The sequence below is a fragment of the Palleniella intestinalis genome, assembly GCF_013166595.1.
In the GTDB taxonomy this organism is placed as follows: domain Bacteria; phylum Bacteroidota; class Bacteroidia; order Bacteroidales; family Bacteroidaceae; genus Prevotella; species Prevotella intestinalis.
In genome coordinates this window covers 94,120-118,389 of the sequence record NZ_JABKKG010000005.1, presented here as the reverse complement: position 1 = coordinate 118,389, position 24,270 = coordinate 94,120, and the positions used below count along the sequence as shown (strand labels likewise).

Here is a 24,270-nt window from a genome sequence, read left to right as displayed (position 1 = left end):
TATCAAATGAAAAAAATCTTATATTGCGTTATTGCTGCATGTCTGGCGCTTGCCTCCTGCTCAAAGTATGAGGCGGACTTCATGCAGGGCAGTGCACCTAAGAATCCACAGTTACCTAAAGGACCGGAAATTCCGGAAGTATCCATTGGGGCACTGCCACAACTGTCTGTGCAGGGACGCTTCCTTGCTGATCAGTCAGGCAAGACAGTCAATCTCCATGGCTTCACTGACACTTATTCGCCTTATTTTGACCAGTACACGTGGGATAATTATGACGTGAAGGCATGTCTCAATTACAAGCAGAACATCTTTGACGGAATCCTGAAGGCAGGCTGGAAACTGAATTTTGTCCGTCTGCACATGGATCCGTATTGGAGCAACATACCGGGACAGAAGACAGACGGTACAGAGGCGGACATCTCAGCTTTCAGTATGGAGCGTTTCAAGAAATATTTCGATGAAGTGTTCCTTGCAATGGCTAAGTACTACATCTCTAAAGGCTGCTATGTCGTTATGCGCCCGCCGGGAGTATGCCCTGAGAGAATAGATTTGAATGACTCCTACCATCAGTATCTCAAGCAGGTGTGGGGCTATGTTTCCAACCATGAGTTTGTGAAGAACAATTCCGACATCATGTTTGAGCTTGCCAACGAGCCGGTCAACGTGTGCGGAGACCACTGGCAGCCGGCAGCAAACAAGGCTGATGCCACAAAGTTCTTCCAGGAGGTTATCGACGTGATACGTAACAATGGTGCGAAAGCCAATGTGATTTGGGTGCCGGGACAGTGCTGGCAGCAGAACTATCAGGGCTATGTCGCTCATCCTATCAAGGACAACAATTTCGGTTTCGCTGTTCATTGCTATCCGGGCTGGTACGGCTCAGACAGTGAGGGTGACACCGGCGAAGGCGGTGGTGTTGCGACAAAGGGCTATGGTGAATTCAAGGCAGGCTGGGATGACCTCGTAGGCTGCGTGGCAAAGACAAACCCTATCATGGTCACAGAGATTGACTGGGCACCGGCACATTATAAGCATACATGGGGCAAAGGCATCACAGGCACAGCCGGCGGCATGGGCTTCGGTGCGAACTTCAAGAAGATTGCCGATGAGTCTGGCAACGTCTCATGGCTTTACTTCACAACAACATCGGAAGACCTTGCCAACTTCAAGGAAGAGCCAGGCACAGAAGGCAGCTACACATTCCTCAATGACCCGGAGGCATGTCCATGGCAGATGTACCACTGGTTCAAGGAATATGCCGAACAGAAATAGTTGTTTAACCTAAATAATCAAACTACTCATGAAAAAGAATTTACTTTCAATGGTGCTGCTTCTTGCAGCTGTGACAGTTAACGCACAGACAAAATTGTCTCTTGTTCAGAAATGGAATGCCGAACTGCAGGCTGTCCTGACAGGCAATGTCGAGTTTAACTACACGAATGCGTATGCGATGGTCAACCTGATTACAGAGCCGTTCAACGTGGCAGACTATCCTTCCTACGAGGTTGTTGTCAGTGCGGACACTCCCGTCGAGAAACTTCAGTTCTGCATTAACGATGCTTATTGGAGAGGTGGTTTTGCACAAGGGACAACTACTTTGGAAGGTTTTGTTCCTGATGGAGTGGAGACAATCAATAAGATTGGTCTTCAGGCTTGCAACATCCCTGATGTCGGAAAGGTTGAGATTATCGCTTGCAACCTTATAGACAAGGACGGTAAGAGGAAACAAACAAATTACGAGATGCCACAGTCATGGTCTGCCGAGGTGGTGACTCCTGTAACAAGTGGTGTCATCAAGTATGTCAAGGACAAGTGGGGCTCTGTTGCTTGTCAGGGCGTTGAAGGCAAAGAGGTGGAGAAGATCGTTCTTACTACAAATGCCCCTATTCCTGCTGTCTTGATAAATCTTGTGGTGACTACTTCTGAAAAGACTATGTACAAGGGGCTTCCTGCAGGAGAAACAACGTATACAGTTGACCTCACACAGGATTGTGCAAGTGGTGAAACCATAAAAGAGATTGTTCTCCAGTATGCAGGAGAAAATCCAGCCGAAGAACTTCCTCTCGTTCTTGATGTGGCAAGCGTGACAGCTTATGTCAAGGGTGGATCTACTTCAATCAGCTCTGTAAATACTGATGCAAATGCAACTGTTGATGCTGTCTACAACCTCGCCGGTCAGCGTGTTGCGGACAATGCAAAGGGCATACTCATCAAGAACGGCAAAAAAATCATCAGGTAGTTGGATTATTTAGTCATGCTGTTTGTAATAGTCCTTATAATGCTTTTGCCAATAGCAGCATGTCATGAGAGACGCTTCCGTGAGGAAACGTCTCTCTTTGAAACCTAAAGCCGGAGGTCTGCGAGCGACTGCCGTTTGCGGTCTGATGGTACGGTTTCTTAAGTCAGAATGAAACCAAACTCAATATATAAATTATGAATGTAAAACTATTATGTAACGCTCTCTTGGCAGCTGCACTCTGTGGAGCGTCGTTGCCGGCATCTGCCGCTGACGGCAAGGTGCCAAACCAAGGCAATAAGTATGTTTTCCATAGCACCGGCAACCCTTATCTGCCATTGTGGGAGCATGTGCCGGACGGTGAGCCAAGAGTGTTTGAAGACCCGGACAATCCCGGCAAGTACCGTGTCTACATCATCGGTTCGCATGATGTGCGCTACGACAGCTATTGCGGTCCGGACATCCGCGCGTGGTCAGCACCGGTGGAAGACCTCAGCCAATGGCGTGACGACGGCCCGATTTTCACTTACAGCATCAACAACCAGTGGGACGTGATGTATGCTCCCGACCTTGTATGCGTGAAGGGAAAGGATGGCAAGAAGACTTACTACCTCTACCCACACTCACGCGGTTGGGGGCGTGAGGCTATGGTCTGCAAAGGCGACCGCCCTGACGGTCCGTTCACTCCGATTAACATGACAAAGGACGGACAGAAGACTCTCGACGGCAGCTTCATAGGTTTTGACCCTTCTGTCTATGTAGAACAGATAGAGGACACAAAAGACCCTGACTACGACAAGGGCTTCCGCGCATACGTTTATTGGGGCTACCAGCGTTCATCCGCCGCACAGCTTGACCAGAACACCATGTGGAGTGTGCGCCCGGGAACAGAGATTATCCCTTATTTCATGCCGGCAGGAACGCCTGACGGTGGCATCCGCGACCCGAAAGGCACTGAGTATCCATGCCTGTTCAAAGGCGAGAATCCTGCTGCATATAACTTTTACGAGGCATCTTCCATACGTAAGGTGGGCAACAAGTATGTCACTGTCTACAGTGGTTTCTCAGGAGCGGAATACGGTATAGGCATCAGCAACTCCACTCTGCGTTACGCTTATGCCGACTCACCACTCGGCCCTTGGAAGAGCGGCGGTGTGCTTGTGGACTCACGTGCTCCGGTGCTTAACGAGGACGGAACAAAAATCAAAGAAAGCTATGCTGCCCACAACACGCACGGAAGTATCGAGCAGATTAACGGACAATGGTATGTCTTCTACCACCGTCCGCCACGCGGATATATGGGCACACGCCAGTCTGTCGTTGCCCCTATCCATGTTGTCTGCGACCAGAAGCCTGTCTCCAAGGGTGGCAAGGTGGTCATCAAGGCTTTCGACCCATACGTGAAGGGTGGAGTGACTGTGAAGGCTGCCGACGGAAATGAGTACCGTGGTGCGGAGATTACCTCCGAGGGCTTCCATGTCTATGGTATGGATCCTTACCGCTATTACTCTGCTGGCATCGCCTGCTATCTTTCCGACATCTATGTGCAGGGCGACTCATGGGACATCTGGAACGACCACGCTCCGATTGTCAATCTCAAGAACGGCAACATCGTAGGCTACAAGTACTTCGGCTTTGGCGGTCTGCAGGCAGACAAGCTCGGACTGAAGGCCTTCGAGGGCACAAAGAAGGGCAACAACACTCAGTTCAACCTCTTCCTGACCCCAAAGACCGACAAGGCGTTCAAAGTCAGCGTATGGCTTGACGGCCCTTATGCCAACAAGGCATGGAAGGGCAAGAAGCTTGGCGAAATCAATGTCCCTGCCAATGCAGCGAAGAAGGCGACACGGTTCACTCTTGATGTCTCCTCCGTTGTGGACAATCTCGGCAAGAAGCATGGCATCTATCTTGTGGCAGAGGGCGCTGCAGGCACTCCGCTTTGCGACATCGAGGGCTTGGGCTTCAGCTCTGACACAAAGAAGATCGATATGCCTGTCGTGCCACAGGTGCGGATTTCCGTCAACGGCAAGGCACTCTGCCTGCCAAAGTATCCTGCGCGCTCGACAAACTTCAACGGTTATGTCGACGGCAGTGTCTATGAGGTGGCATACAACAGCGCGGACAACCTCCGCAGCATAAAGATTGACGCCAAGGCGGACAGCAAGGATGTGAAGGTCGAGGTCTCACCGATAGACATGGAGACACGCAAGGCTGTGGTGAAGTTCACCTACAAGGGGCTGACAAAGAACTATGTCATATCATTCTAAGCCCATATATAAATATACATAAATACTACCAAGAGGTTGTGCCATGTAAGTGTGGTGCAACTTCTTTTTTTGCAGCTGTTGGAAATTAATTTTCCAATAGCTATTTTATAGTCTTGGGGTATATGGAAAGGATTCATGCAGATTCTTGTGGATAGTCTGCATGAATGCTCTGCATATATCCGCATGAGGCAAATATATACGTGGGGCTATTGGTTCACTGTAGCCAACAAAAAAAGGACTGAGACATATCAGCATGCCCCAGCCCCCGTAATATAGATTTTCAGGTTTCACTTCTTTTACTCTTCGCCGACTTTCTTGATTGTGCCGTCCTCGTTGTACTCTATCTCCACAACCTTCATGCTGCGGAGCCATGTGCGCCCGCCACTTGGCTGACTGTCGTGGTGGAAGAGGTACCATTTGCCTTTGTATTCCACGATGGAGTGGTGGGTGGTCCAACCTACGACGGGGTCGAGGATGACGCCTTTGTAGGTGAAAGGACCGTAAGGGTTGTCGCCGACAGCATAGCAGAGATAGTGCGAATCGCCGGTGGAATAGCTGTAATAGTACTTGCCGTTGTACTTGTGCATCCATGAAGCCTCGAAGAATCTGTGAGGATTGTCGGCGGCAAGCTCCTCGCCGTTCTCGTCAAGAATCATGATAGGTTTCGGCTCATGGGCAAACTGCAGCACATCGTCCGTCATCTTTGCCACGCGCGGAGGGAGCGCCTTCTCCTTGCCCTCAGGGAGATGAGCGTTCTCAAGATGCTTGCCGTTGCGGTCGTAACGCTGTAGCTGTCCGCCCCAGATGCCGCCGAAATAGCAGTAGACCTCACCGTCATCGTCCTTGAAGACGCATGGGTCGATGCTGTACGAGCCGCGTATCGGGTCAGGCTGTATTGCGAAAGGACCCTCCGGACTGTCAGCGACAGCCACGCCGAGGTGGAACACGTCAGTCTTGTCCTTCATGCAGAAGACGAGATAATACTTGCCATTCTTCTCGACGACATCATTGTCCCACAGCTGGCGTCCCGCCCAAGGGATGTCGTCGGTGGAGAAGAGCAGTCCGCAGTCCACTGCCTCGCCGTTGTCCGGGTCATCGATGCGGAAGACATGGTAGTCACGCATGTTGAAATGGTCACCGTTGTCGTTCTCTTCTATGCCGCTTTCCCAGTCGTGGGAGGGGTAAACATACAGCTTTCCGTTGAATACGTTTGCTGAAGGGTCTGCCATGTAGTCGGCAGGAAACAGATAGTGTGGTGTTTTAGACATGGTTGTAGTTTTTGGGTTATGGATTATGATGTATCAGGTTGCATCTTGACAAATCGTGTTGCATCATGACAAATCATGTTGTATCTTGATGAATCATGATACATCATCTAATTCTAAAATTTGAACTTTCCGTCTCGTCCGAATGGGAGAGGGTAGTCGGTGCGTCCCGGAATAGGGAAGTCATTCTTCCATGATGTTGCGTCGGTAACTCCCCAGAATGTCACGCGCTTGACATGGTCAGAGTATTTGTTGACGAGTGCAAAGAGGTCTTTGTAACGCTTCTGCCATGCTTTCAGAGCTTTCTCCGGTAGTCCGTCCTTGTATGGGTCTTTGTCCGGAGTGTATTTGAATCGTGTCGCAACATCAGCTCCCGTGTATGGATTAGGCAGGATTGACATGTCGGTTTCTGTCAGATGGATGTCGACTCCTGCAGCTATGAAAGCCTGCATTGACTTCTCGTACTCCTTGAGCTTCGGAAAGTCCATGCCGATGTGTGTCTGCATGCCCACGGCATCTATGCGCAGCCCTTTGCTCTTCAGGCGTTTGATGAGCTTGACCACGGTGGCGCGCCTTCCCGGAGCAGCCATTGAGTAGTCGTTGTAGTACAGTTCTGCATTCGGGTCAGCCTCCATTGCGCATTGGAAAGCCCAGTCTATCCACTCTTCTCCAAGGATTTTGTAGAAGTCGCTGTTACGATAAGAACCGTTGTCCTCTATTGCTTCGTTGACAACATCCCAGCCTCTGACGCGTCCGCGGTAGCGTCCGTAGACGGTGAAGATGTAGTCGTGGATGTTTTTCTTCAGTTCTTCCTTTGACACAAGGTTGCCGTCTTTGTCACGGCACATCCATTTTGCCAACTGTGAGTGCCACATCGGAGCGTGTCCGATGACGGTCATGCCGTATTTCTCAGCATAGTCCATGAACTCGTCCGCAAGGACAAAGTCAAACTTTCCCTTCTCCGGACTGATTACTTCCGTCTTCATGCAGTTCTCCGCCGTAAGGCAGTTGAACTCTTTCGGGACAAGGTTGCGCTCGATGTCAATGTGCTTGCGCTCGCCGACAAGTTTGTAACTTGCCTTTTTGTTGTAATCAGGTTTCCCGAGGTCACTTGCCACAAGCCATTGGTTTACCGTGGCTCCGATGAGGATGTTCTCGTTAGGGAGCAGCTTGCGCAGCTGCATGTCCTGCGCGAAGGACAGCTGCGCAAGTCCTGTAAGGAGTAGAAGGCTGAGTTTTTTCATAGGTTTCGTTTTTCTATTTCAATGTTTATTTTGTCGATGACTTCGTCGGTAAGTTCGTACTTTGATATGATGAACATGGCGAGAATCAGCAGCATTGCCGGGATGACAGCCACAAGCCAAAGGATTCCCTGCTCTGCTGTGGCAGTCTGCTCTACAGCATTGGTCTGGTCGAAGCCCACCCATGCGAGAACAAGACCCGGCACTACGCCGCCGAGAGCCATGCCTGCCTTGTAGAAGATGCCTGTCAGTGCGTTGACGATTCCTGAGATTCGCTTGCCTGTGGTGTACTCTCCGTAGGAGATAACCTCAGGAACGAGTGCCCACATGTAGCCTGTCGCTACGATGACACCTGTCGATTTGACAAACTGTGCGACATAGACCAGCCACAACTGGGTCTTCAATGCCGGCACCATGGAGATGATGTAGAGCATTGCCATGCCGACGATTGCGGTGCTGAGGAACACGTTGAACATGGCGCGCTTGCCTATCTTGCGCTTTATCCATGGAACCATCGGCATGAAGATGAATGCCGGTATGGAGCCGAGTCCCATGAAAATCGCCATGTCGTCGCTTGTTCCGTGTACATTATATATCATGTAGTAAGAGCCGGCGGAATTGCCTACAGCCATCATTGCGAAAGCTGTGATGAAGAAGAATGCCAGGATGCGCAGAGGTTTGTTGCGCACAAACTCTGTCCAAAGATCACTGACCTTCACGTTGGCGGTCTCACTCTCGTCCATCACGACACGCTCCTTGCACTGTGAGAAGCAGAAGAACAGGAGGCAGAGTCCTACGATGCCGTAGACTGCCATTGTCGTGAACCATGCTCCGGAGCTTTCTGCGGTGTTTGTCTTTCCGTCAGGAGAAAGGGCAGCAACCAGCAGCGGGATGCCCGATGCGACAGCAAGCCCGCCACAGTTAGCCATGAACATGCGGACAGATGTCAATGTGGTGATTTCGTCAGTGTCACGTGTGAGTGATGCATTCAGTGCACCGTAAGGCACGTTGATGAGGGTGTAGAGCATGGACAGTGCCACATAAGTCACATAGGCATAGAGCAGTGAGCCTGAGAAGCCGTCCCAGAAGCACAGAATGGCGAAGCCTGTCAGCGGGATGCCTGCAAGTACAAGGTACGAACGGTACTTTCCCAACCGTGGATTGTGCTTGTCGACATACGTTCCTACCAATGGGTCCCACAGCACATCGACAAGTCTGACCACCAGGAACATGAACGCTGCCTGTGCCGGGTCAAGACCATAGACGTTGGTGTAGAACAGCAGAAGATACATGCATATCGTCTGATAGATAAGGTTTTGGGCAAGGTCACCGCTGCCAAACCCGATTCGTTGCAGCCAAGAGAGTTTGTAGAATCCCTTGGCTGCCATGGATGTTGTTTCACTCATATTGATTTTTGTTATAGGTTTAAGTTGTTGTTTGTGGGTGCGGACAGTATTGTCAGTATTGCCGGTACTGTCAGTATTGTCAAAGAAGAACTACTGTCCCAAGTAAGATTCCATTGTTTCCGCAGCATATTCGCCCATTACGCGGTAGCCTTCGGCGTTAGGGTGGAGCCAGTCCTCCTGCCATTCCTTGCGCAAAGCGTCAGGGTCGTTGCCGTCCCTTGCCAGTTTGTCGAAGTCGATGTATCCGTCAAAATATCCGCTTTCACGAATCCAGAGGTTGACGATCTTGCGTCCGAGCTCATGCTCCGGCTTGTAATAGTCATGACCTTTGAACGGCATTATTGTCGCGCCGTAGACCTTCATGCCTGCCTTGCGTGCCTTTGTCGCCATCTCCTTGTAGGAGTCGATGAGTCTTGTGGCAGTCTGCACACCGTCCTGTGAGCATCCCAGGTCGTTCACACCCTCAAAGATTATCAGCGCCTTCACACCTTTCTGTCCGAGTATGTCCCTGTCGAAACGCTTCACGGCAGCAGCGCCGAGACCGTCCCACAGCACACAGTTGCCGCCGATTCCAAGGTTGAGCACACCCGTTTCCTTGCCTTTCTTCTGCAAAGCCTCGGCGAAGATGTCCGTCCAACGGTTCTGCATGTCCGTCGTACTGCCGCGTCCGTCGGTAATGGAGTTGCCGAGTACGGCAATGGAATTACCGTTTCCTTCTACTTCAAGTGCGGCGATGTTGTACCAATGCACGGCTTTCTCGGCATTGGCGAACTTTGTTTTAGGCTTTGACTCGCCCTTTATGATGTACGATGTAGTCCTTGAACCGTCGTGCAAGGTTGCCACTTCCGGCAGTCCGCCGCCATAGTTTATTGTTATGGCAAGTCGTTGCAGCGGCTTTAAATTATAGGATATAGGGTCGCAATAGACAGCCTTGCCCGGCCGGATGGTGACGTTGCGTTTCCCCTCGAAGGTCAGGTACCGCGCCGTTTTGACATCTATGTCGCACGAATCCTTCCAGTCTGCCACATAGACCGACTTGATTTCCACCGGCACTGTGCAGTATTCGTTGCTCAGTTGCAGTCGCATCCTCTTGCCGCCGATGCTTGCGTGGATCACCTGCCGCACGGAACTGTTGCTCAGATCTGTGCCGCTGGCAGGCATTCGCTGCTTGTCCGACTTCACTACGGCCGTTGCCCATGTCCCCGTCCATTGCTGTGACATGTCCTGTGCCATGCCGATTGCGGTGGTAAGGCTCATTGCCACGAGGAACGCTATTCTCTTTATCATGCTTGATTAGGTTTGTGTTAGATATAGTTTTATAATTCACTGCAAAATTAACACAATATATTATAATATCATGTATCGTATGTTACCGATAGCTTTTCTCATGTTTCATAATGTGTTTTTCTTATGTTACAATTGCCTGTTTTTCATGTTTTTTGTATAATTTTGCATACATCAATTGAAATTACTATGAGAAATATCATTCTTTTTCTTTTTGCGCTGTTATGCGCACCGAGTGCAATCGCCGATGACGGCAGCAGATTGTGGCTGAGGTTTGACAAGGCACAACGTCCGGCAAAGGTGGATGTGGCTTACAAGTCGGCAACGATGGACATTGCCGCCAAGGAGATAACCGACTATTGGCAGGGCTCTCCTGTGGCTCTGTGTACAGACAAGTCGCTGCCGGCTGACGACGGTTTCCGCATCGACATGAGTTCCGGAAAGGTGACAATCACGTCCGCCACCGACCTCGGAGTGCTTTACGGAGTCTACGAACTGTTGCGGACAAAAGGCTGCGGAGTGTCCGGTGATTACAACGCTCCTGCCTTCAAGTTGCGCATCCTTAACCATTGGGACAATCCTGACGGCAGCATCGAGCGAGGATATGCCGGCAAAAGCATCTTCCGTTGGGAAGAGATTAACGAGAAGAAGGGCACAATGTCGCCGTGGATGCGTGACCGTCTGACGGAATATGCACGTGCAAATGCGTCCATAGGCATAAACTGTGCGGTGCTGAATAATGTCAATGCGTCGCCGAAAATGCTCACTACGGCATATATAAATAAGGTGAAACTCATTGCGGATGTCCTCCGCCCGTATGGCATAAAGGTTTTTCTGTCCGTCAATTTCGGTTCGCCGAAAGCCTTGGGCGACACAAAGACGGCTGACCCTCTTGAAAAGAATGTCGGGAAATGGTGGGAGAAGAAGGTGAAAATGATATACCGTGCCATTCCCGATTTCGGCGGTTTCCTTGTGAAAGCCAATTCCGAAGGACAGCCGGGACCGGGCGATTACAACAGGACTCATGCCGAAGGGGCGAACATGCTGGCAACGGCACTGAAGCCGTATGGCGGCATTGTCATGTGGCGTTCCTTCGTTTATGGCAACCACAAAGGGGAAGACCGTGTGAAGCAGGCAGTCAGTGAATTCAAGAATCTTGACGGAAAATTCATGGACAATGTCATCGTGCAGTGCAAAAACGGTCCTCTTGACTTCCAGCCTCGTGAGCCTTATGCCCCGATTTTTGACCAAATGAAGGCAACGCCACTGATGCCTGAGCTTCAGATAACGCAGGAATATCTCGGTCAGAGCCGTCACCTTGTCTACCTTGCGCCAATGTGGAAGGAGTTTTTCGGCTTTATCCCGAAAGAGCAGTTGCGTGCGATGCCTGCCATTGCAGGCGTTGCGAACATCGGCGACGACATAAACTGGTGTGGTCACCATTTCTCGCAAGCCAACTGGTATGCCTTCGGACGCTTGGCGTGGAACCCGAACTTGTCATCCGAAAGGATAGCCGACGAGTGGCTGAGACTGACCTTCTGCGACAAGAAAGAGTTCCTTCTTCCGATGACCGAGGTGATGATGAGCAGCCGTGAGGCGTGTGTCGACTACATGATGCCTGTCGGTCTGCACCACATTTTCAAGGCAGACCACCATTACGGTCCTGAGCCTGACGGCAATCAGCCGCATTTCCCGATAGAGTGGCTGCCAATCTATTACCACAAGGCGGACGCCACCGGCATAGGTTTTAACCGCTCTTCCACCGGCACAAACGCCACGGAGCAGTACCGCGAGCCTTACCGCTCACTGTACGACAACATAGAAACCTGCCCGGAGGAGTATCTCCTTTGGTTCCATCATGTCCCTTGGACCTACCGCCTGCGTAACGGACGCAGCATCATGCACGAGCTGATTGTGCATTACGACATGGGCGTTTCGGAGGTGGAGCGTTATGTCGCACAGTGGCAGAACATGCGCAAATACGTTGACAAACAGCGTTTTGAGGAAGTCTCCGCCCGCCTTTCTCATCAGTTGGAGAATGCGAAAGAGTGGCGTGATGTATGCACAAAGTACTTCCAATCCATTGAGCAAGAGGCACTTCTGAAGCAAACGAAATGACAGTTGTTGTACTGTAATGCGTGGAATTGCAGTATGTTGTGAATGACGGTAATAGCCCGAAAGTATCTTATGCCTTCGGGCTGTTGCCGTATTAATAGCATTGTTGTCCGAGAAAAATAAGCGCCATATCTCATTGTGCGATAGATGCTGCATAGAGCGTGACCATTTGTTTTTCCCTAAGAAAAACATGAAAAGAATAAGAAAACTCACGCTTGAAAACCCCATTATGTTTTGCGTAAAAATAAAATCCGTACGGAATTTTGGAAATTTCGCATGAATTTTGCGGTTTACGAAACTGCTTGTTAATCAGTGCGTTATCGTTATATACTGTTCTGTGGAAATTGAAAAACTCACCAAAGTACGTCGTATTATGGTGCAACAGGTCACACTTTGTCATGCAAAAGGTTACGTTTTGTTGTGTAAAGTGATAGGAATAGCACTGCAAAAGAGCATGTTTTCACTCCTTTTCCTTATTGAAAAGGTGGCAAAAACGGCATTTTCCACAATGCAAACTCATAAAAACCGGCATTTCATGCTGCATTCTGCCGATTATGATAAATAGGGCATTGGAAAACTCATGCCTATTTTGAGCGTTTGTTTCCAATGGTAAGCATTTTGTTTGTGTTTAGTGTCCAATGTAGAAATGTGATAATGTCGTTTGATTTTGTGGACTAACTTATAACAATAGCCCGAAGGTTACTTGAAAAGCCTTCGGGCTATTGTTGGCTTGCATACAAAGTGAGGTTAGTCTCTCAATGCTTTTATTTCTTGTGCTGTCAGTCCTGATATTTGAGAGATAGTCTCATCATCCATGCCAAGTGAGAGCATGCGGATGGCTGTCGCACGTTTTTCGGCATTTACACCTTCCGATCTTCCTTGTTCAATACCTTCGGCTCTTCCTTTTTTTAGCCCTTGTTCAAGTCCAAGGACATGCCCTTCATACTGTGCATTGTCAAGCACATTCCTCCAGTCTCGGTAATTCTTCAGGCTCTCTTCGTACTCGTAAAGCTGTTGGCGTGACATCTTGGCAATTTCCGCCGTGCGGAAAAGGCGTTCGAAGATGCGTTCCTGAAGCTCAATCGGCCTGTCGAGCAGGCGCGCCATGTTCTTCAGCACGAACAGCCATTTGTCCATTGTTGTCGTGCATTCCCCGATGGTTTTCTTGAACTTGGGCATTTCAAGGAATACGTAGGTCAGTTTGTCGTAGAACACCTCGCCGGAGTTCTTGTCAATCAACTGCACCTCATGATGATAGTATTCCTCATCATCATCGAACTTGAAATCAAGGATGCCGACCGTATAGACTGCGGAAAGTCTGTAGTCCCATAACCCCTTTTTCCCCTGCTGGCGTATGGGGAACGAAGAGTAGTAGACACACCTGTCCTTGAAGAAAGCCTGTGCAGCCCTCTGCATTTCAACAATGACATAGCTTCCGTCATCGCAATGGCAGTAAACGTCGAACACAGACTTCCTTTCTGACTCCGTGTCGCCAAGTTGCGCGGCATTGAGGTAGGTGATGTCATTGATTTTCTGCTCCATAGGCAGCAGGGCATTAAGGAATTCCAAAAGATATTCCTTGTTGCATTCTGTCCTAAACAGTAATTTAATGCCAAACCTCGTACATGGTTCGATGTATCGCGCCTCTTCGAAGAATGGTACCATAAGTGTCTGTGAATAAAATGTGTGAGAATGAATTTTATGGCAAAGATAGTCTTTTTATCTCATTGTGCAAAGAAATGAATGCATTATTTTAGCAGAAAATGAAAAAGATATATCTGTTATACATTCTTTTCAGAAAATAATTGTACCTTTGCAATTGAAATCTAATACTAAAACAGAACTTATTTTGGCAACAAATGTACAATTTTAGTAAGATTGTGCGGAAATGGATACTTATATATGAAAACATTCTTTTCCATATTGTTCTTGGCAATAATGCCTTATGCGTCTTTCTCTCAGAGTCTGAGTTTCAGTTATGACAATGCCGGGAATCGTGTAAAAAGGGAGATAACAATGGCTGCGAAAGCATTGCCAAAGAAATCAAATGCGACATACTTCTCTGAAATGCTTTCTGAGAAGAATATCCGTATTTATCCGAATCCAACGAAAGGACTGCTGAAAGTTGAAATTATAGGGTATGATAGTTCCGATAAATGCAATCTGAGTATATTTGGGACGTCAGGGCAATTTATCCTTTCAACTTCCTTGACATCATCTATCGGAAATCTGGACATAAGTTCCTGTCCGGATGGCATTTGCCTTCTGCACATCTCATTAAATGGTAAAGAGAGCACATGGAAAATTATAAAGAAATGATTTCAAGATTATTCATTATGAAACGACTCTTGTGCTTGATTGTAAGTGCATTTTTTGCATTCAATGCGTCATTTGTAGAGGCTAAGGCAGCCACTGTGTTCCCAAGTCCTGTACAGAATGTCATGGATGTTTATGATGAGGATGATAAATTTGCCAAGTGGACAGATGAAGATTACAACCATTATGAGGATTCTGTCCGTGCCGGATTATATCCTCCTGTCATAGCACGGAAAGCAGACAGTGCATCTGTTGACAATACTAAAGAAAAGGAACTCCGGGCAGTTTCTTCGCTAACGGCAGCTTCTTATGTGCCTGACTCGATAGATTTGGATATCTCCAAGGAGGTAGGCAAGATAAACATAAGTTCAGGAACATCACCCACAGGAGCAAAAACTTATGAAGTTCCGATAGATGTGTATCCGGGCATGAAAGGCTTTAATCCAAATTTATCCTTGGTGTATAATAGTCAGCAAGGCAATTCCATTATGGGCGTAGGTTGGGCGATCTCCGGAATTTCTATGATTTCCCGCTGTGGGCAGACCATGTATCATGATGGGAGTCCGCAGGGGATTGCCATGGATAATGGTGATGCTTTTTTGCTTAATGGCATCCGTCTGATAAAGACCGGACAGACAAGCAGTTATGTGTCGTATGAGTCAGAGCAAGGCAATATCCAAGTCCAAGGCTATTTCTCCGGAACGATAATGAAGTATTTCAAGGTTTTCAATCCGGATGGAACTCAGGGCGTTTTTGGCTATACAGCAAATTCTCAGAACCAGTTATATTATCCGCTTGTGTCTCTTAAGGATTTGAAAGGCAATGTAATAAATTATTCATATTCTTTTTCTGACAATCATTACAATATTTCCCACATTTCCTATAATGGGGCTTCTGTTGTATTTAAGTATCAGAAATCACGCCCTGACCCCATTCTTCATTTTGCAGGCGGTCTGAAAAATTACGAACCAGAACTGCTGGAGAGCATAACATGTAAGTTAGGCTCTGCAGTATTAGGTACTTACATACTGCAGTATTCAACAAAGAATGATAGAACTTTGCTGGCACGTATTGATTACTATACTGCTTCTGGTAGATCCTATAACCCTTTACTGTTTTATTATGGAAAAGGCGACATAGCTTCTGATTATACAGCAAGTACGACCCAGCTGATTGAATGGTATGAAGCATCCAAGCCAAGCATGATAAAGGTTGTAAAAGGCAAGTTTGACTATGATAGTGGGGCAGATGGATTGATCGCTCTTCCGAATCTGAACCCATATTGGAAGCATTATCGTCATTCCACAATGTTCCGGCATTCTCAAAACAGGTTTGACAATATGTACAAGGGTGATGAGAAAATCTTCCTGTACACCGGTCTGAAGGATGATTGGGCAGCTCCCATGCCGAATCTGTATACAGAAAACGGCTTCGTGGATATTCTATGTGCTGATTTGGAAGGAAAACAAGAGGAATATGTTATCAAGGTCAATAATTATGTTGAAAATGGTAACGATAAAGTTGTGTTTAATGTCTATAGGTCGAGTGTGATGTATGGTCTGTACAAGGCTTACACACGAACCTACACTTTCCCTACCGTGTATACCGATGCGGACGGTGGACAAAGCATCCAACCGAAATTCTATTATGCAGGAGATTTCAATGGTGATGGAAAAATGGAGGTGTTGGCTATGTCCATCCATCAGCCTTTTGGAGATGCCGGCAGGCCTTCAAGGTGCTATCTCTTTGATTTGGCAAACGATAAAATCCTGCACCAGAGCCATATACTTCCATATAATGTCGATTTCGTGGGTACACAGCAAAGTGACCCGCAGGCAGCTGCCAATAATTCGGACAAGTTGTTTGTCATGGATTATGATGGTGACGGAAAAACTGATATATGCCATATTGATGAAAGTGGAGTGAATATATACACTTTTGATGTTTCCGGCAGCACATGTACTCCACGCAAGGTTGCAACCTATACAGGGTTGAAAAAATCCGCTTGTGCGGAGCGTGACGTATTGCTTGGAGAGTTTAATGGAGATGGGCTGATGGACATATTGGTTTCTCCTAGAATGTATGCAACAGATTATGGTTCGGATAAATTCTTGTGGACTGTATATAACTCTAAAGGGAACGGTCAGTTTGAAAGCTCCACTTTTATAGGGACTAAAAATGAAAACGTGGAGAATACCGGTTTCATCATACAGGATGTAAACGGTGATGGAGTAACAGACATGATTAAATATCATAAAAATGGATTCTCCACATATTTGGCCAAAAATAATAATGTGGGTTTGTATACATTGCACTATGACTGCCCATCGGCAAACTCTATCTTCATACCGACAAACATCAACAGCCATAACAGCTTCACGCAGATGGTACGCCTTGAAAAAGGAATCGTCACCAAATATTCTTTTTCAAGGAATGACAGCCAAGAGTCTATGGTTACAGGCATGGTTAACAGTTTGGGAGTCATAGAGAAGAACAACTACGCTCAGATTAATGAGAGTGAATCAGGTGAAGAAGAACTCAGACCTTATCCTTTATACACAAAAGGATATGGTGCTGTATTCCCTTATGTGAACATTAATGAGCCGTTGACCGTGATTTCGTCCGCTGCAATTTATATGAACGGTTTACAGATTGACAAAAACTATTTTTCTTATAATAATGCTGTCATTCACCGTCAGGGACTTGGATTCCGCGGATTTGAACAGGTGACAACATATAACAAGAGAGGGCAAAGCACTGTCCGTACTTATGAGCCTTACCGGTTCAGCTTGCTGAAAAGAGAGGTATCACCTGTTTCTGATAATTCATACACTTATTCTGTAAGTGTACAACCAAACAAAATTGCAAAAGTCCGTATGACAGAACAAGTTGCAAAAGACCTGCTGAAAGGGACTTCTGCAACAATGGCCTATGTGTATGATGCCTATGGCTATCCTACAGAAGAAAACATCTCGTATTCCGATGGCATCCAAATCAGAAAAGTCAATAAATATGCCAATGACAATGTGGTGGGGAATGGCTACAATCTGGGATTCTTGGTAGATCAGACTTCCACAGTCACCCGCAATGGCTCTTCCTACACAGAACGATTGTATATTCCTGCCTTTTTGTACCGTTTGCCAAACGTAAAGGTTTATTACAAAGATGGGAATGCAGTAAAGGAACACGCTTATCTTTATGATAAGTATGGAAATCCTACCTCTGAGACAATAAAGCTATATGCCTCTGCTGACAGGCAAAAAACATCGTATGAATACGACTCTCATGGACGTGTGACGAAAGTCACAAGCCCTATGGGACTCACGAATGAATATACATACGACAATTTAGGAAGACTTGCAAGTTTCACAGACCATAGGAATGGTGTCACGACATACTCTTATGACTCCTTCGGACGTAAGAAGAGTGTATCTTATCCGGACGGAACAACTGAAACGACAGATTTTGCGTGGGATTCGTCTGGCCCCAATGGCCTGTATTCCATAACTCACTCTGCGACAGGGAAACCGACAACGTCTGTCGTGTATGATGCCCTTGATAGGGAAGTGCGTAGTACCGATGTGCGGTTTGATGGGAAACTACGGAGTATTGACCGCCAGTATGATTCGTATGGTAATTTGGAAAAAGTCTCACTGCCATTTGTCGACGGTAGCGCATCGTATTGGAACACATATACATACGATGAATATAATCGCGTTCTGTCATTTGCAGAGGCATCAGGCAAGACAACCACATACAGTTATGATGATACCGGCATAACAACAGTTGAGAACAATGTTGCAACTACACGTGATTATGATGCCCAAGGCAATCTGATTTCTGTGACAGACCCAAGTGGCACTGTCACATACAATCTTTATGCAGACGGTCAGCCAACTTCCATAACAGCACCCGGTGATGTCACAACGACATTCGAGTATGATAAGTATAGGAGACAGACCGTTCTCTCTGACCCAAGCTCCGGCACAACTGTGTATGAATACGATGATGCTGGAAACATCTCGAAAGTGACAAATGCCAATGGAGAGGTTATCACCCATGAGTATGACGTCTACAACAGGTTGGTGAAAACAACGAATCCGGAGTTCTCGACATCGTATAATTATAACAACAGAGATGAGCTTTTTTTGATTGCGTCAACGAACGGTACAGGCAAAGCGTATGCAAGAGATGACTATGGAAGATTGACTTTATATGCTGATTTGGGAGCAGACGGAAAGTGGCTGCGCAAAGAGTTTGCTTACTCGGATGGAAATGTCAGCTCTGTAAAGTTTACATCCAATTTGGGAGAATTGGTAACAGAAAATTATACCTATACGAATGGTCATCTGGTACAAGTCAGACTGAATGGCTTTACAAGTATATATAAGTTGTTGAAGGAAGACAATTTTGGAAATCCGACGGAAATCAATTCGCATGGCTTCATCCATAAATATTACTACACCACTTACGGTTTGCCAAAGTCATATTCTATGACTAGGAGAGGCGGATCGTGTCTGGGTTTCAATTATTCGTTTGACCCTGCCACTTCCAACATGACACAAAGAAAGGATAGGATGAGGCATAAGGTTGGAGATTTCTATCAGCTCAAGGAAAGAATTACATCTTTTGGCTATGATGACCAAAACAGACTTATATCCTTTGGCGACAACATTGTTACTTATGATGAAAAAGGCAACATAATAGAAAAGAGTGATGTCGGTTCTTTTGAATATGGTCTGCCTGAAAAACCTTATGCTGTATCCGGTGTGGCACAGTCAGGCAATGCTGTACCGTTATGCACTCAGACCATCACTTACACCTCTTTCCAACGTCCGTCCACAATAGAGGAAAATGGTGTCACAGCTTCTTTCACTTACAATTCGGCTTATGACCGTGTGAAAATGAGTGTCTCAAAGGATGGACAGAATATCCTGACACGTCATTATTTGGGTGGTTGCTATGAGCTTGACGAGAAACCTTCTTCATCAGTGGAGAAGCTTTATCTGCTTGGCGACTATTATGATGCCCCAGTAGTGCTTGTTAGAGATGGGGTTTCTGACACTCTCTACCAAATCGGACGTGACATACTCGGCAACGTCATGCTTGTCATTTCTCCGGATGGCAGCAAAGAAAAATTGAGTTTTGACGCATGGGGACGTTTGCGTAGCCCTGTTAATCATAAAGTGTATGCACCCGGTGAAGAGCCGGAGCTGTTCCTTGGCAGAGGGTACACCGGTCATGAACATCTCCCTTGGTTTGGGCTGATAAACATGAATGCTCGTCTCTATGACCCTGCCTTGGGACGCTTCCTTTCTCCTGACCCCAATGTGCAGAACCCGGAAATGCCGCAGAATTTCAACCGCTACACTTATGCGATGAATAATCCATTGTACAATGTTGATAAGGATGGAGAGTCGTTTGTTTGTATCTTTGGTATTATTGTAGGAGTTTACCTTGGTGGTGTTGCATCCAACCATGGTGAGCTGAATCCTTTTGCATGGAACTACAGTTCTCCTACTACTTACCTTGGCATGGCAGTTGGCGGGCTTACCGGAGGTGCATTGGCGAGCGGAGGATTTGCGCTTGCCGGAACGGTTGCAACTCCTTATGTGTCTGCCGGTGTTACTGTTGCCGGAGCAGGACTTGGAGCCGGAGTAGGGACAGGTTGGAAGTATGATTTCCATTGGAGCACTGCCGCCGGTGGAGGTGGCGGTATACGAAACTATTCCACCGACCCAACGCCTGCAGTCGATGAGGCGATAGAGAATGCTTCATGGAACTTCCGTTCGTTCCAATATGCCACCACGGTTTCTATGGCATTGGTTGCCGATGATGTTACTGGGTTAGGAGTTGCTGACAATGTCCTTATACCTGCTGCTTATGGTGCTGCCGCAGCCGGTTTCATGTACGACAATGCGCAGCTGATAATGAAAAGGGATAAGGAAATAGAGGGTATAAGAAGCCGGACATATAAGCCAAGGCAAGGCGTAACCTATGCTCTTGTTGCGACTAAAGATACTGTATATCCGGATGTGCGAAATGGAACAACCTATTTGCATAAAGGTGAGGTGTGGAAATATGGGGAGACTATACAGGGAAGGAGAAGATATACAAAACAATTTTATGAAACAAACAATTTAGATATGAAGTATTTGTTTTGGGGCTCCCAAATGGAAATAAAGGTTATGGAGAAAATGTATCTATATGATTACTTTATTCAAAATTGGACATTGCCCCCTGGCAACAAAGTATTTAGATAGTTAATAATTTAATCACACCAATGTTATGAATGTAAAATTTCTAATGTCTTGTTATTGGAAAGATTTGGACGAAACGTCGAAAAAAAGTGAAATAGGCGAAATAGAAGAGCTCATGAAGAACTTTTTTGCGAATAAGAACTATTCAGATAAAGTGGACACATACTGTATCTCACTGACTTGCATTATTTTTAACCCTGAGTTTGATCATATTTCACGTCCATATTATATAAGTGACAAAGTTCTTAATCCACCTAAGGGGCTGGAAATCCTAAACCCAGTAAGAGTTGTCAAAGAGTTTTGGTGTGAAATTCTTTTGGAGTTCACAACATTTGCCTATACCTCTAAACAAGAAGGCTACAACATTATAGCGCATACAGTCATGGAATTCCTTGAGAATCTGAAATATCCAGTTGCTATCCGCAAGAGTTTCGACAAAGAGCGTTTCAATGATGATATGCGTGAGTTCTTCCGCAGCATAGGGTGTGATGTGTGAAATGTCATGACAGGGCAGTAAAGTGGCAACTCTTGTTGCCGCATTACAGCCCTATTGTGCTATGCTGACAAGGATGGCGAGTCAGTTCTTGGTGTCTTAGCTATTATTACAGGTATTTACCTTGGAGGTGTAGCATCCAACCATGGTGAACTGAATCCTTTTGCATGGAACTACAGTTCTCCTACGACTTACCTTGGCATGGCAGTTGGTGGGCTTACCGGAGGTGCATTGGCGAGCGGAGGATTTGCGCTTGCCGGAACCGTTGCTACTCCTTATGTGTCTGCCGGTGTTACTGTTGCCGGAGCAGGACTTGGAGCCGGAGTAGGGACAGGTTGGAAGTATGATTTTCATTGGAGCACTGCCGCCGGTGGAGGTGGCGGCATACGAAACTATTCCACCGACCCTACGCCGGCAGTCGATGAGGCGATAGAGAATGCTTCATGGAATTATCGCTCGTTCCAATATGCCACCACGGTTTCTATGGGATTGGTTGCTGATGATGTTACTGGATTAGGAGTTGCTGACAATGTCCTTATACCTGCTGCTTATGGTGCTGCCGCAGCCGGTTTCATGTATGACAATGCGCAGCTGATAATGAAAAGGGATAAGGAAATAGAGGGTATAAGGAATCGTATATTCAAGCCTAATCAAGGCTTTACCTATGCCCTTGTAGCGACTAAAGATGGATATTATACAGATGTGCGAAAAGGAAGAACAGATCTGCATACGGGTGATGTGTGGAAATATGGGGAAACTATCCACCCTCATGAGAGGTCTCCTGGAAGCTATTATGAGCAGAATAATTTAGAAATGATAAAATTGTTTAGAGGTAATCAAATGGAAATAAAGGTTAAAGAGAAAATGTATATATATATGATTATGTAATTGAACACGGTCATTTGCCTCCTGGAAATAGAATATTTAGATAATACGAATGCTGAAAGCACCATAAAAATAAGTTTGATGCTAATAATTTCTGGGGCAGATTGTTAAAAGTTCCATGTTTTCTGCTGGCACTATCTTTAATAAATTGAGTGAAACCTATGGCTTTAATCCAAAAGAACAGGCAGAAAAGGAAAAGATAAATCAACAAATAACGATTGAAAAATAATGCCGTTTTTATTTTGTGGACAAACTTAGGACTATTTATATTTTTTGTATGAAAACATATATTTATTTATCCAGTTATTGGAAAGATTTACGCTCTACTTCAAAGATAGAGGATATAAAAGAAATTCGTCTACTAATGGAGAACTATTTTGTGGATAAAACTTATTCAGACAAAGTAGACGTTTATAGTATGTCAATAGATTGTGTTGATTTTAATCCAGAGTGGGATCGTGTACCACGACCACGCTATTATAGTGATAAACTCATAAATCCGAATGGTGTAGATGGGTTAAAGCCTGTCAGACTCTTCAAAGAATTTTGTTGTGGTACTATATTGGAGTTTTCCACTTTCGCCTACACCTCCAAGGAAGAAGGCTACAACATTATAGCGCATACAGTCATGGAATTCCTTGAGAATCTGAAATACCCAGTCGCTATCCGCAAGAGTTTTGACAAAGAGCGTTTCAACAATGACATGCGCGAGTTCTTCCGCAGCATAGGGTGTGATGTGTGAAATGTCGTGACAGGGCAGTAAAGTGGCAATTCTCGTTGCCGCATTACAGCCCTATTATGCTATGTGTATACGGATGGCGAGTCTTTTCTTGGTGTTTTAGCTATTATTGCCGGAGTTTACCTTGGAGGTGTTGCATCCAACCATGGTGAGCTGAATCCTTTTGCATGGAACTACAGTTCTCCTACTACTTACCTTGGCATGGCTTTCGGTGGATTGACCGGAGGTGCATTGGCGAGCGGAGGATTTGCGCTTGCCGGAACGGTTGCAACTCCTTATGTGTCTGCCGGTGTTACTGTTGCCGGAGCAGGACTTGGAGCCGGAGTGGGGACAGGCTGGAAGTATGATTTTCATTGGAGCACTGCCGCCGGTGGAGGTGGCGGCATACGAAACTATTCCACAGACCCTACGCCGGCAGTCGATGAGGCGATAGAGAATGCTTCATGGAATTATCGCTCGTTCCAATATGCCACCACGGTTTCTGTGGGCTTGGTAGCCGATGATGTTACCGGATTAGGAGTTGCTGACAATGTCCTTATACCTGTCGCTTATGGTGCTCCTGCAGCCGGCTTCATGTATGACAATGCGCAGCTGATAATGAAAAGGGATAAGGAAATAGAGGGTATAAGGCGTAGAATGTTCAAAAATAATAAGGAAGGCATAACTTATGCCCTTGTTGCAACAAGGGATGGTTATTATACAGATGTGCGAAAGGGAAAAACTTATTGACTATTAAGATAATGGAAAAATATTTTATTTATGGATATGCTATTGTTAACGGAGAATTACCACCTGGGAATAGAATATTTAGATAATACATTATAAAAAAATAGATATTATTATGGAAATGAAATTAAGTATGTTTTATGTTTCTTTTGTTTTAGCTAGAACAGGTAAAGTGGCAGAAATAGAGGAAATTGGAAAATTTATGTTGGAGTATTTTAAAGACAAGTCTTATTCGGAAGATGTAGGGACATATGAAATTGATTTAACCTGTATAGGTGACGAATGGGATAAAAAGATGGTTGCTCGCCCCAAATATTATCGTGATAAAACGATTACTCCTCCTAAGGGAATGGAATATTTTGATTCGATTCGTATTGTAAGAAAATACATTTGTGGCATAGCTTTGGACAAATCATTTGCCTACACCTCCAAGGAAGAAGGCTACAACATCATAGCGCACACTGTCATGGAATTCCTTGAAAGCCTGAAATATCCAGTTGCTATCCGCAAGAGTTTCGACAAAGAGCGTTTCAATAATGATATGCGTGAGTTCTTCCGCAGCATAGGGTGTGATGTGTGAAATGCCATGACAGGGCAGTAAAGTGGCAATTCTCGTTGCCGCATTACAGCCCTATTATGCTATGTGGATAAGGATGGCGAGTCTTTTCTTGGTGTTTTTGCTATTATTGCCGGAGTTTACCTTGGTGGTGTTGCATCCAACCATGGTGAGCTGAATCCTTTTGCATGGAACTACAGTTCTCCTACTACTTATCTTGGCATGGCAGTTGGCGGGCTTACAGGAGGTGCATTGGCGAGCGGAGGATTTGCGCTTTTGCATAGGTATACCGCCTTGGGGATTGCTATTCTTAAAGTCCTGATTCACTGGATATGTATGTTTTTGTAGTATATATTGTTATTTAAATTTAAAAGATATGCTTTCGCGTGTACATGTATGTGCGTATGTATTTAAAAAGTTGTACCTTTGCAATCCGATTATGCCTGGAGGTTTTCTTAGAGCCTCCATGTGTCGTAGTGTT

17 protein-coding genes are annotated in these 24,270 nt (G+C 46.1%); 12 read left to right on the top strand and 5 right to left on the bottom strand.

Annotated features, from left to right (window positions below):
- Positions 1-6 precede the first annotated feature (6 nt).
- The 3 genes from HPS57_RS08505 to HPS57_RS08495 all read left to right on the top strand — a co-directional run bounded on the left by HPS57_RS08505 (position 7) and on the right by HPS57_RS08495 (position 4,503).
- Positions 7-1,272, top strand: coding sequence for a glycoside hydrolase family 5 protein (locus HPS57_RS08505; RefSeq protein WP_172182135.1), 1,266 nt, complete (start codon positions 7-9; stop codon positions 1,270-1,272).
- A 28-nt stretch (positions 1,273-1,300) separates the two neighbouring features.
- Complete coding sequence (locus HPS57_RS08500; protein ID WP_172181993.1) at positions 1,301-2,239, top strand: hypothetical protein; 939 nt, start codon at positions 1,301-1,303, stop codon at positions 2,237-2,239.
- Between the two features lie 194 nt (positions 2,240-2,433).
- Positions 2,434-4,503, top strand: a complete 2,070-nt coding sequence (locus tag HPS57_RS08495) for a glycoside hydrolase family protein (protein ID WP_172182133.1) — start codon at positions 2,434-2,436, stop codon at positions 4,501-4,503.
- A gap of 296 nt (positions 4,504-4,799) precedes the next feature.
- Here HPS57_RS08495 and HPS57_RS08490 read toward each other — a convergent pair whose 3' ends face one another.
- The 4 genes from HPS57_RS08490 to HPS57_RS08475 form a co-directional block, all read right to left on the bottom strand.
- Entirely contained in the window at positions 4,800-5,771 is a 972-nt protein-coding gene (locus HPS57_RS08490) for a glycoside hydrolase family 43 protein (protein WP_172182131.1), read from the bottom strand.
- A 113-nt stretch (positions 5,772-5,884) separates the two neighbouring features.
- Positions 5,885-7,012 carry an endo-1,4-beta-xylanase gene (locus HPS57_RS08485; RefSeq protein WP_172182129.1) on the bottom strand — a complete coding sequence of 376 codons (1,128 nt, stop codon included), beginning with the start codon at positions 7,010-7,012 and terminating at the stop codon, positions 5,885-5,887.
- Positions 7,009-8,415 carry an MFS transporter gene (locus tag HPS57_RS08480; RefSeq protein ID WP_172182127.1) on the bottom strand — a complete coding sequence of 469 codons (1,407 nt, stop codon included), beginning with the start codon at positions 8,413-8,415 and terminating at the stop codon, positions 7,009-7,011. Before HPS57_RS08480 ends, HPS57_RS08485 begins: the two co-directional genes overlap by 4 nt.
- 90 nt (positions 8,416-8,505) lie before the next feature.
- On the bottom strand, positions 8,506-9,702 hold the full coding sequence (locus HPS57_RS08475) for an SGNH/GDSL hydrolase family protein (protein WP_172182125.1): 1,197 nt from the start codon (positions 9,700-9,702) through the stop codon (positions 8,506-8,508).
- 186 nt (positions 9,703-9,888) lie between these two features.
- Between HPS57_RS08475 and HPS57_RS08470 the strand changes: the two genes are divergently transcribed.
- On the top strand, positions 9,889-11,817 hold the full coding sequence (locus HPS57_RS08470) for an alpha-glucuronidase (protein WP_172182123.1): 1,929 nt from the start codon (positions 9,889-9,891) through the stop codon (positions 11,815-11,817).
- Positions 11,818-12,561: 744 nt separating this feature from the next.
- Here HPS57_RS08470 and HPS57_RS08465 read toward each other — a convergent pair.
- The gene (locus tag HPS57_RS08465) at positions 12,562-13,479 is read right to left on the bottom strand and encodes an Rpn family recombination-promoting nuclease/putative transposase (RefSeq protein ID WP_172182121.1); all 918 of its coding nucleotides are present in this window, start codon (positions 13,477-13,479) and stop codon (positions 12,562-12,564) included.
- Between the two features lie 237 nt (positions 13,480-13,716).
- Here HPS57_RS08465 and HPS57_RS08460 point away from each other — a divergent pair, with 237 nt between their 5' ends.
- The 8 genes from HPS57_RS08460 (at position 13,717) to HPS57_RS08425 (ending at position 24,137) form a co-directional block, all read left to right on the top strand.
- Positions 13,717-14,133, top strand: a complete 417-nt coding sequence (locus HPS57_RS08460; RefSeq protein ID WP_172182119.1) for a T9SS type A sorting domain-containing protein — start codon at positions 13,717-13,719, stop codon at positions 14,131-14,133.
- Between the two features lie 17 nt (positions 14,134-14,150).
- Positions 14,151-20,393 carry an RHS repeat-associated core domain-containing protein gene (locus HPS57_RS08455; RefSeq protein ID WP_172182117.1) on the top strand — a complete coding sequence of 2,081 codons (6,243 nt, stop codon included), beginning with the start codon at positions 14,151-14,153 and terminating at the stop codon, positions 20,391-20,393.
- A gap of 25 nt (positions 20,394-20,418) precedes the next feature.
- Positions 20,419-20,886: an Imm44 family immunity protein gene (locus tag HPS57_RS08450; RefSeq protein WP_501981539.1), complete on the top strand. Its 468-nt coding sequence runs from the start codon at positions 20,419-20,421 to the stop codon at positions 20,884-20,886.
- A gap of 54 nt (positions 20,887-20,940) precedes the next feature.
- On the top strand, positions 20,941-21,771 hold the full coding sequence (locus HPS57_RS08445; RefSeq protein WP_172182113.1) for a hypothetical protein: 831 nt from the start codon (positions 20,941-20,943) through the stop codon (positions 21,769-21,771).
- Between the two features lie 274 nt (positions 21,772-22,045).
- Positions 22,046-22,510, top strand: coding sequence for an Imm44 family immunity protein (locus HPS57_RS08440; RefSeq protein ID WP_501981538.1), 465 nt, complete (start codon positions 22,046-22,048; stop codon positions 22,508-22,510).
- Positions 22,511-22,573: 63 nt separating this feature from the next.
- Positions 22,574-23,236: a hypothetical protein gene (locus HPS57_RS08435; RefSeq protein WP_172182109.1), complete on the top strand. Its 663-nt coding sequence runs from the start codon at positions 22,574-22,576 to the stop codon at positions 23,234-23,236.
- A gap of 112 nt (positions 23,237-23,348) precedes the next feature.
- Positions 23,349-23,813 (top strand): Imm44 family immunity protein, encoded by a 465-nt coding sequence (locus tag HPS57_RS08430; RefSeq protein WP_172182107.1) that lies wholly within the window; start codon positions 23,349-23,351, stop codon positions 23,811-23,813.
- Between the two features lie 63 nt (positions 23,814-23,876).
- Positions 23,877-24,137 carry a hypothetical protein gene (locus HPS57_RS08425; protein ID WP_172182105.1) on the top strand — a complete coding sequence of 87 codons (261 nt, stop codon included), beginning with the start codon at positions 23,877-23,879 and terminating at the stop codon, positions 24,135-24,137.
- Positions 24,138-24,270: the final 133 nt, after the last annotated feature.

Excerpts from the sequence above, each read along its gene's own strand:
- HPS57_RS08505 (WP_172182135.1), top strand. The coding sequence starts at position 7 with ATGAAAAAAATCTTATATTGCGTTATTGCTGCATGTCTGGCGCTTGCC.
- HPS57_RS08500 (WP_172181993.1), top strand. The coding sequence starts at position 1,301 with ATGAAAAAGAATTTACTTTCAATGGTGCTGCTTCTTGCAGCTGTGACA.
- HPS57_RS08495 (WP_172182133.1), top strand. The coding sequence starts at position 2,434 with ATGAATGTAAAACTATTATGTAACGCTCTCTTGGCAGCTGCACTCTGT.
- HPS57_RS08490 (WP_172182131.1), bottom strand. The coding sequence starts at position 5,771 with ATGTCTAAAACACCACACTATCTGTTTCCTGCCGACTACATGGCAGAC.
- HPS57_RS08485 (WP_172182129.1), bottom strand. The coding sequence starts at position 7,012 with ATGAAAAAACTCAGCCTTCTACTCCTTACAGGACTTGCGCAGCTGTCC.
- HPS57_RS08480 (WP_172182127.1), bottom strand. The coding sequence starts at position 8,415 with ATGAGTGAAACAACATCCATGGCAGCCAAGGGATTCTACAAACTCTCT.
- HPS57_RS08475 (WP_172182125.1), bottom strand. The coding sequence starts at position 9,702 with ATGATAAAGAGAATAGCGTTCCTCGTGGCAATGAGCCTTACCACCGCA.
- HPS57_RS08470 (WP_172182123.1), top strand. The coding sequence starts at position 9,889 with ATGAGAAATATCATTCTTTTTCTTTTTGCGCTGTTATGCGCACCGAGT.
- HPS57_RS08465 (WP_172182121.1), bottom strand. The coding sequence starts at position 13,479 with ATGGTACCATTCTTCGAAGAGGCGCGATACATCGAACCATGTACGAGG.
- HPS57_RS08460 (WP_172182119.1), top strand. The coding sequence starts at position 13,717 with ATGAAAACATTCTTTTCCATATTGTTCTTGGCAATAATGCCTTATGCG.
- HPS57_RS08455 (WP_172182117.1), top strand. The coding sequence starts at position 14,151 with ATGAAACGACTCTTGTGCTTGATTGTAAGTGCATTTTTTGCATTCAAT.
- HPS57_RS08450 (WP_501981539.1), top strand. The coding sequence starts at position 20,419 with ATGAATGTAAAATTTCTAATGTCTTGTTATTGGAAAGATTTGGACGAA.
- HPS57_RS08440 (WP_501981538.1), top strand. The coding sequence starts at position 22,046 with ATGAAAACATATATTTATTTATCCAGTTATTGGAAAGATTTACGCTCT.
- HPS57_RS08430 (WP_172182107.1), top strand. The coding sequence starts at position 23,349 with ATGGAAATGAAATTAAGTATGTTTTATGTTTCTTTTGTTTTAGCTAGA.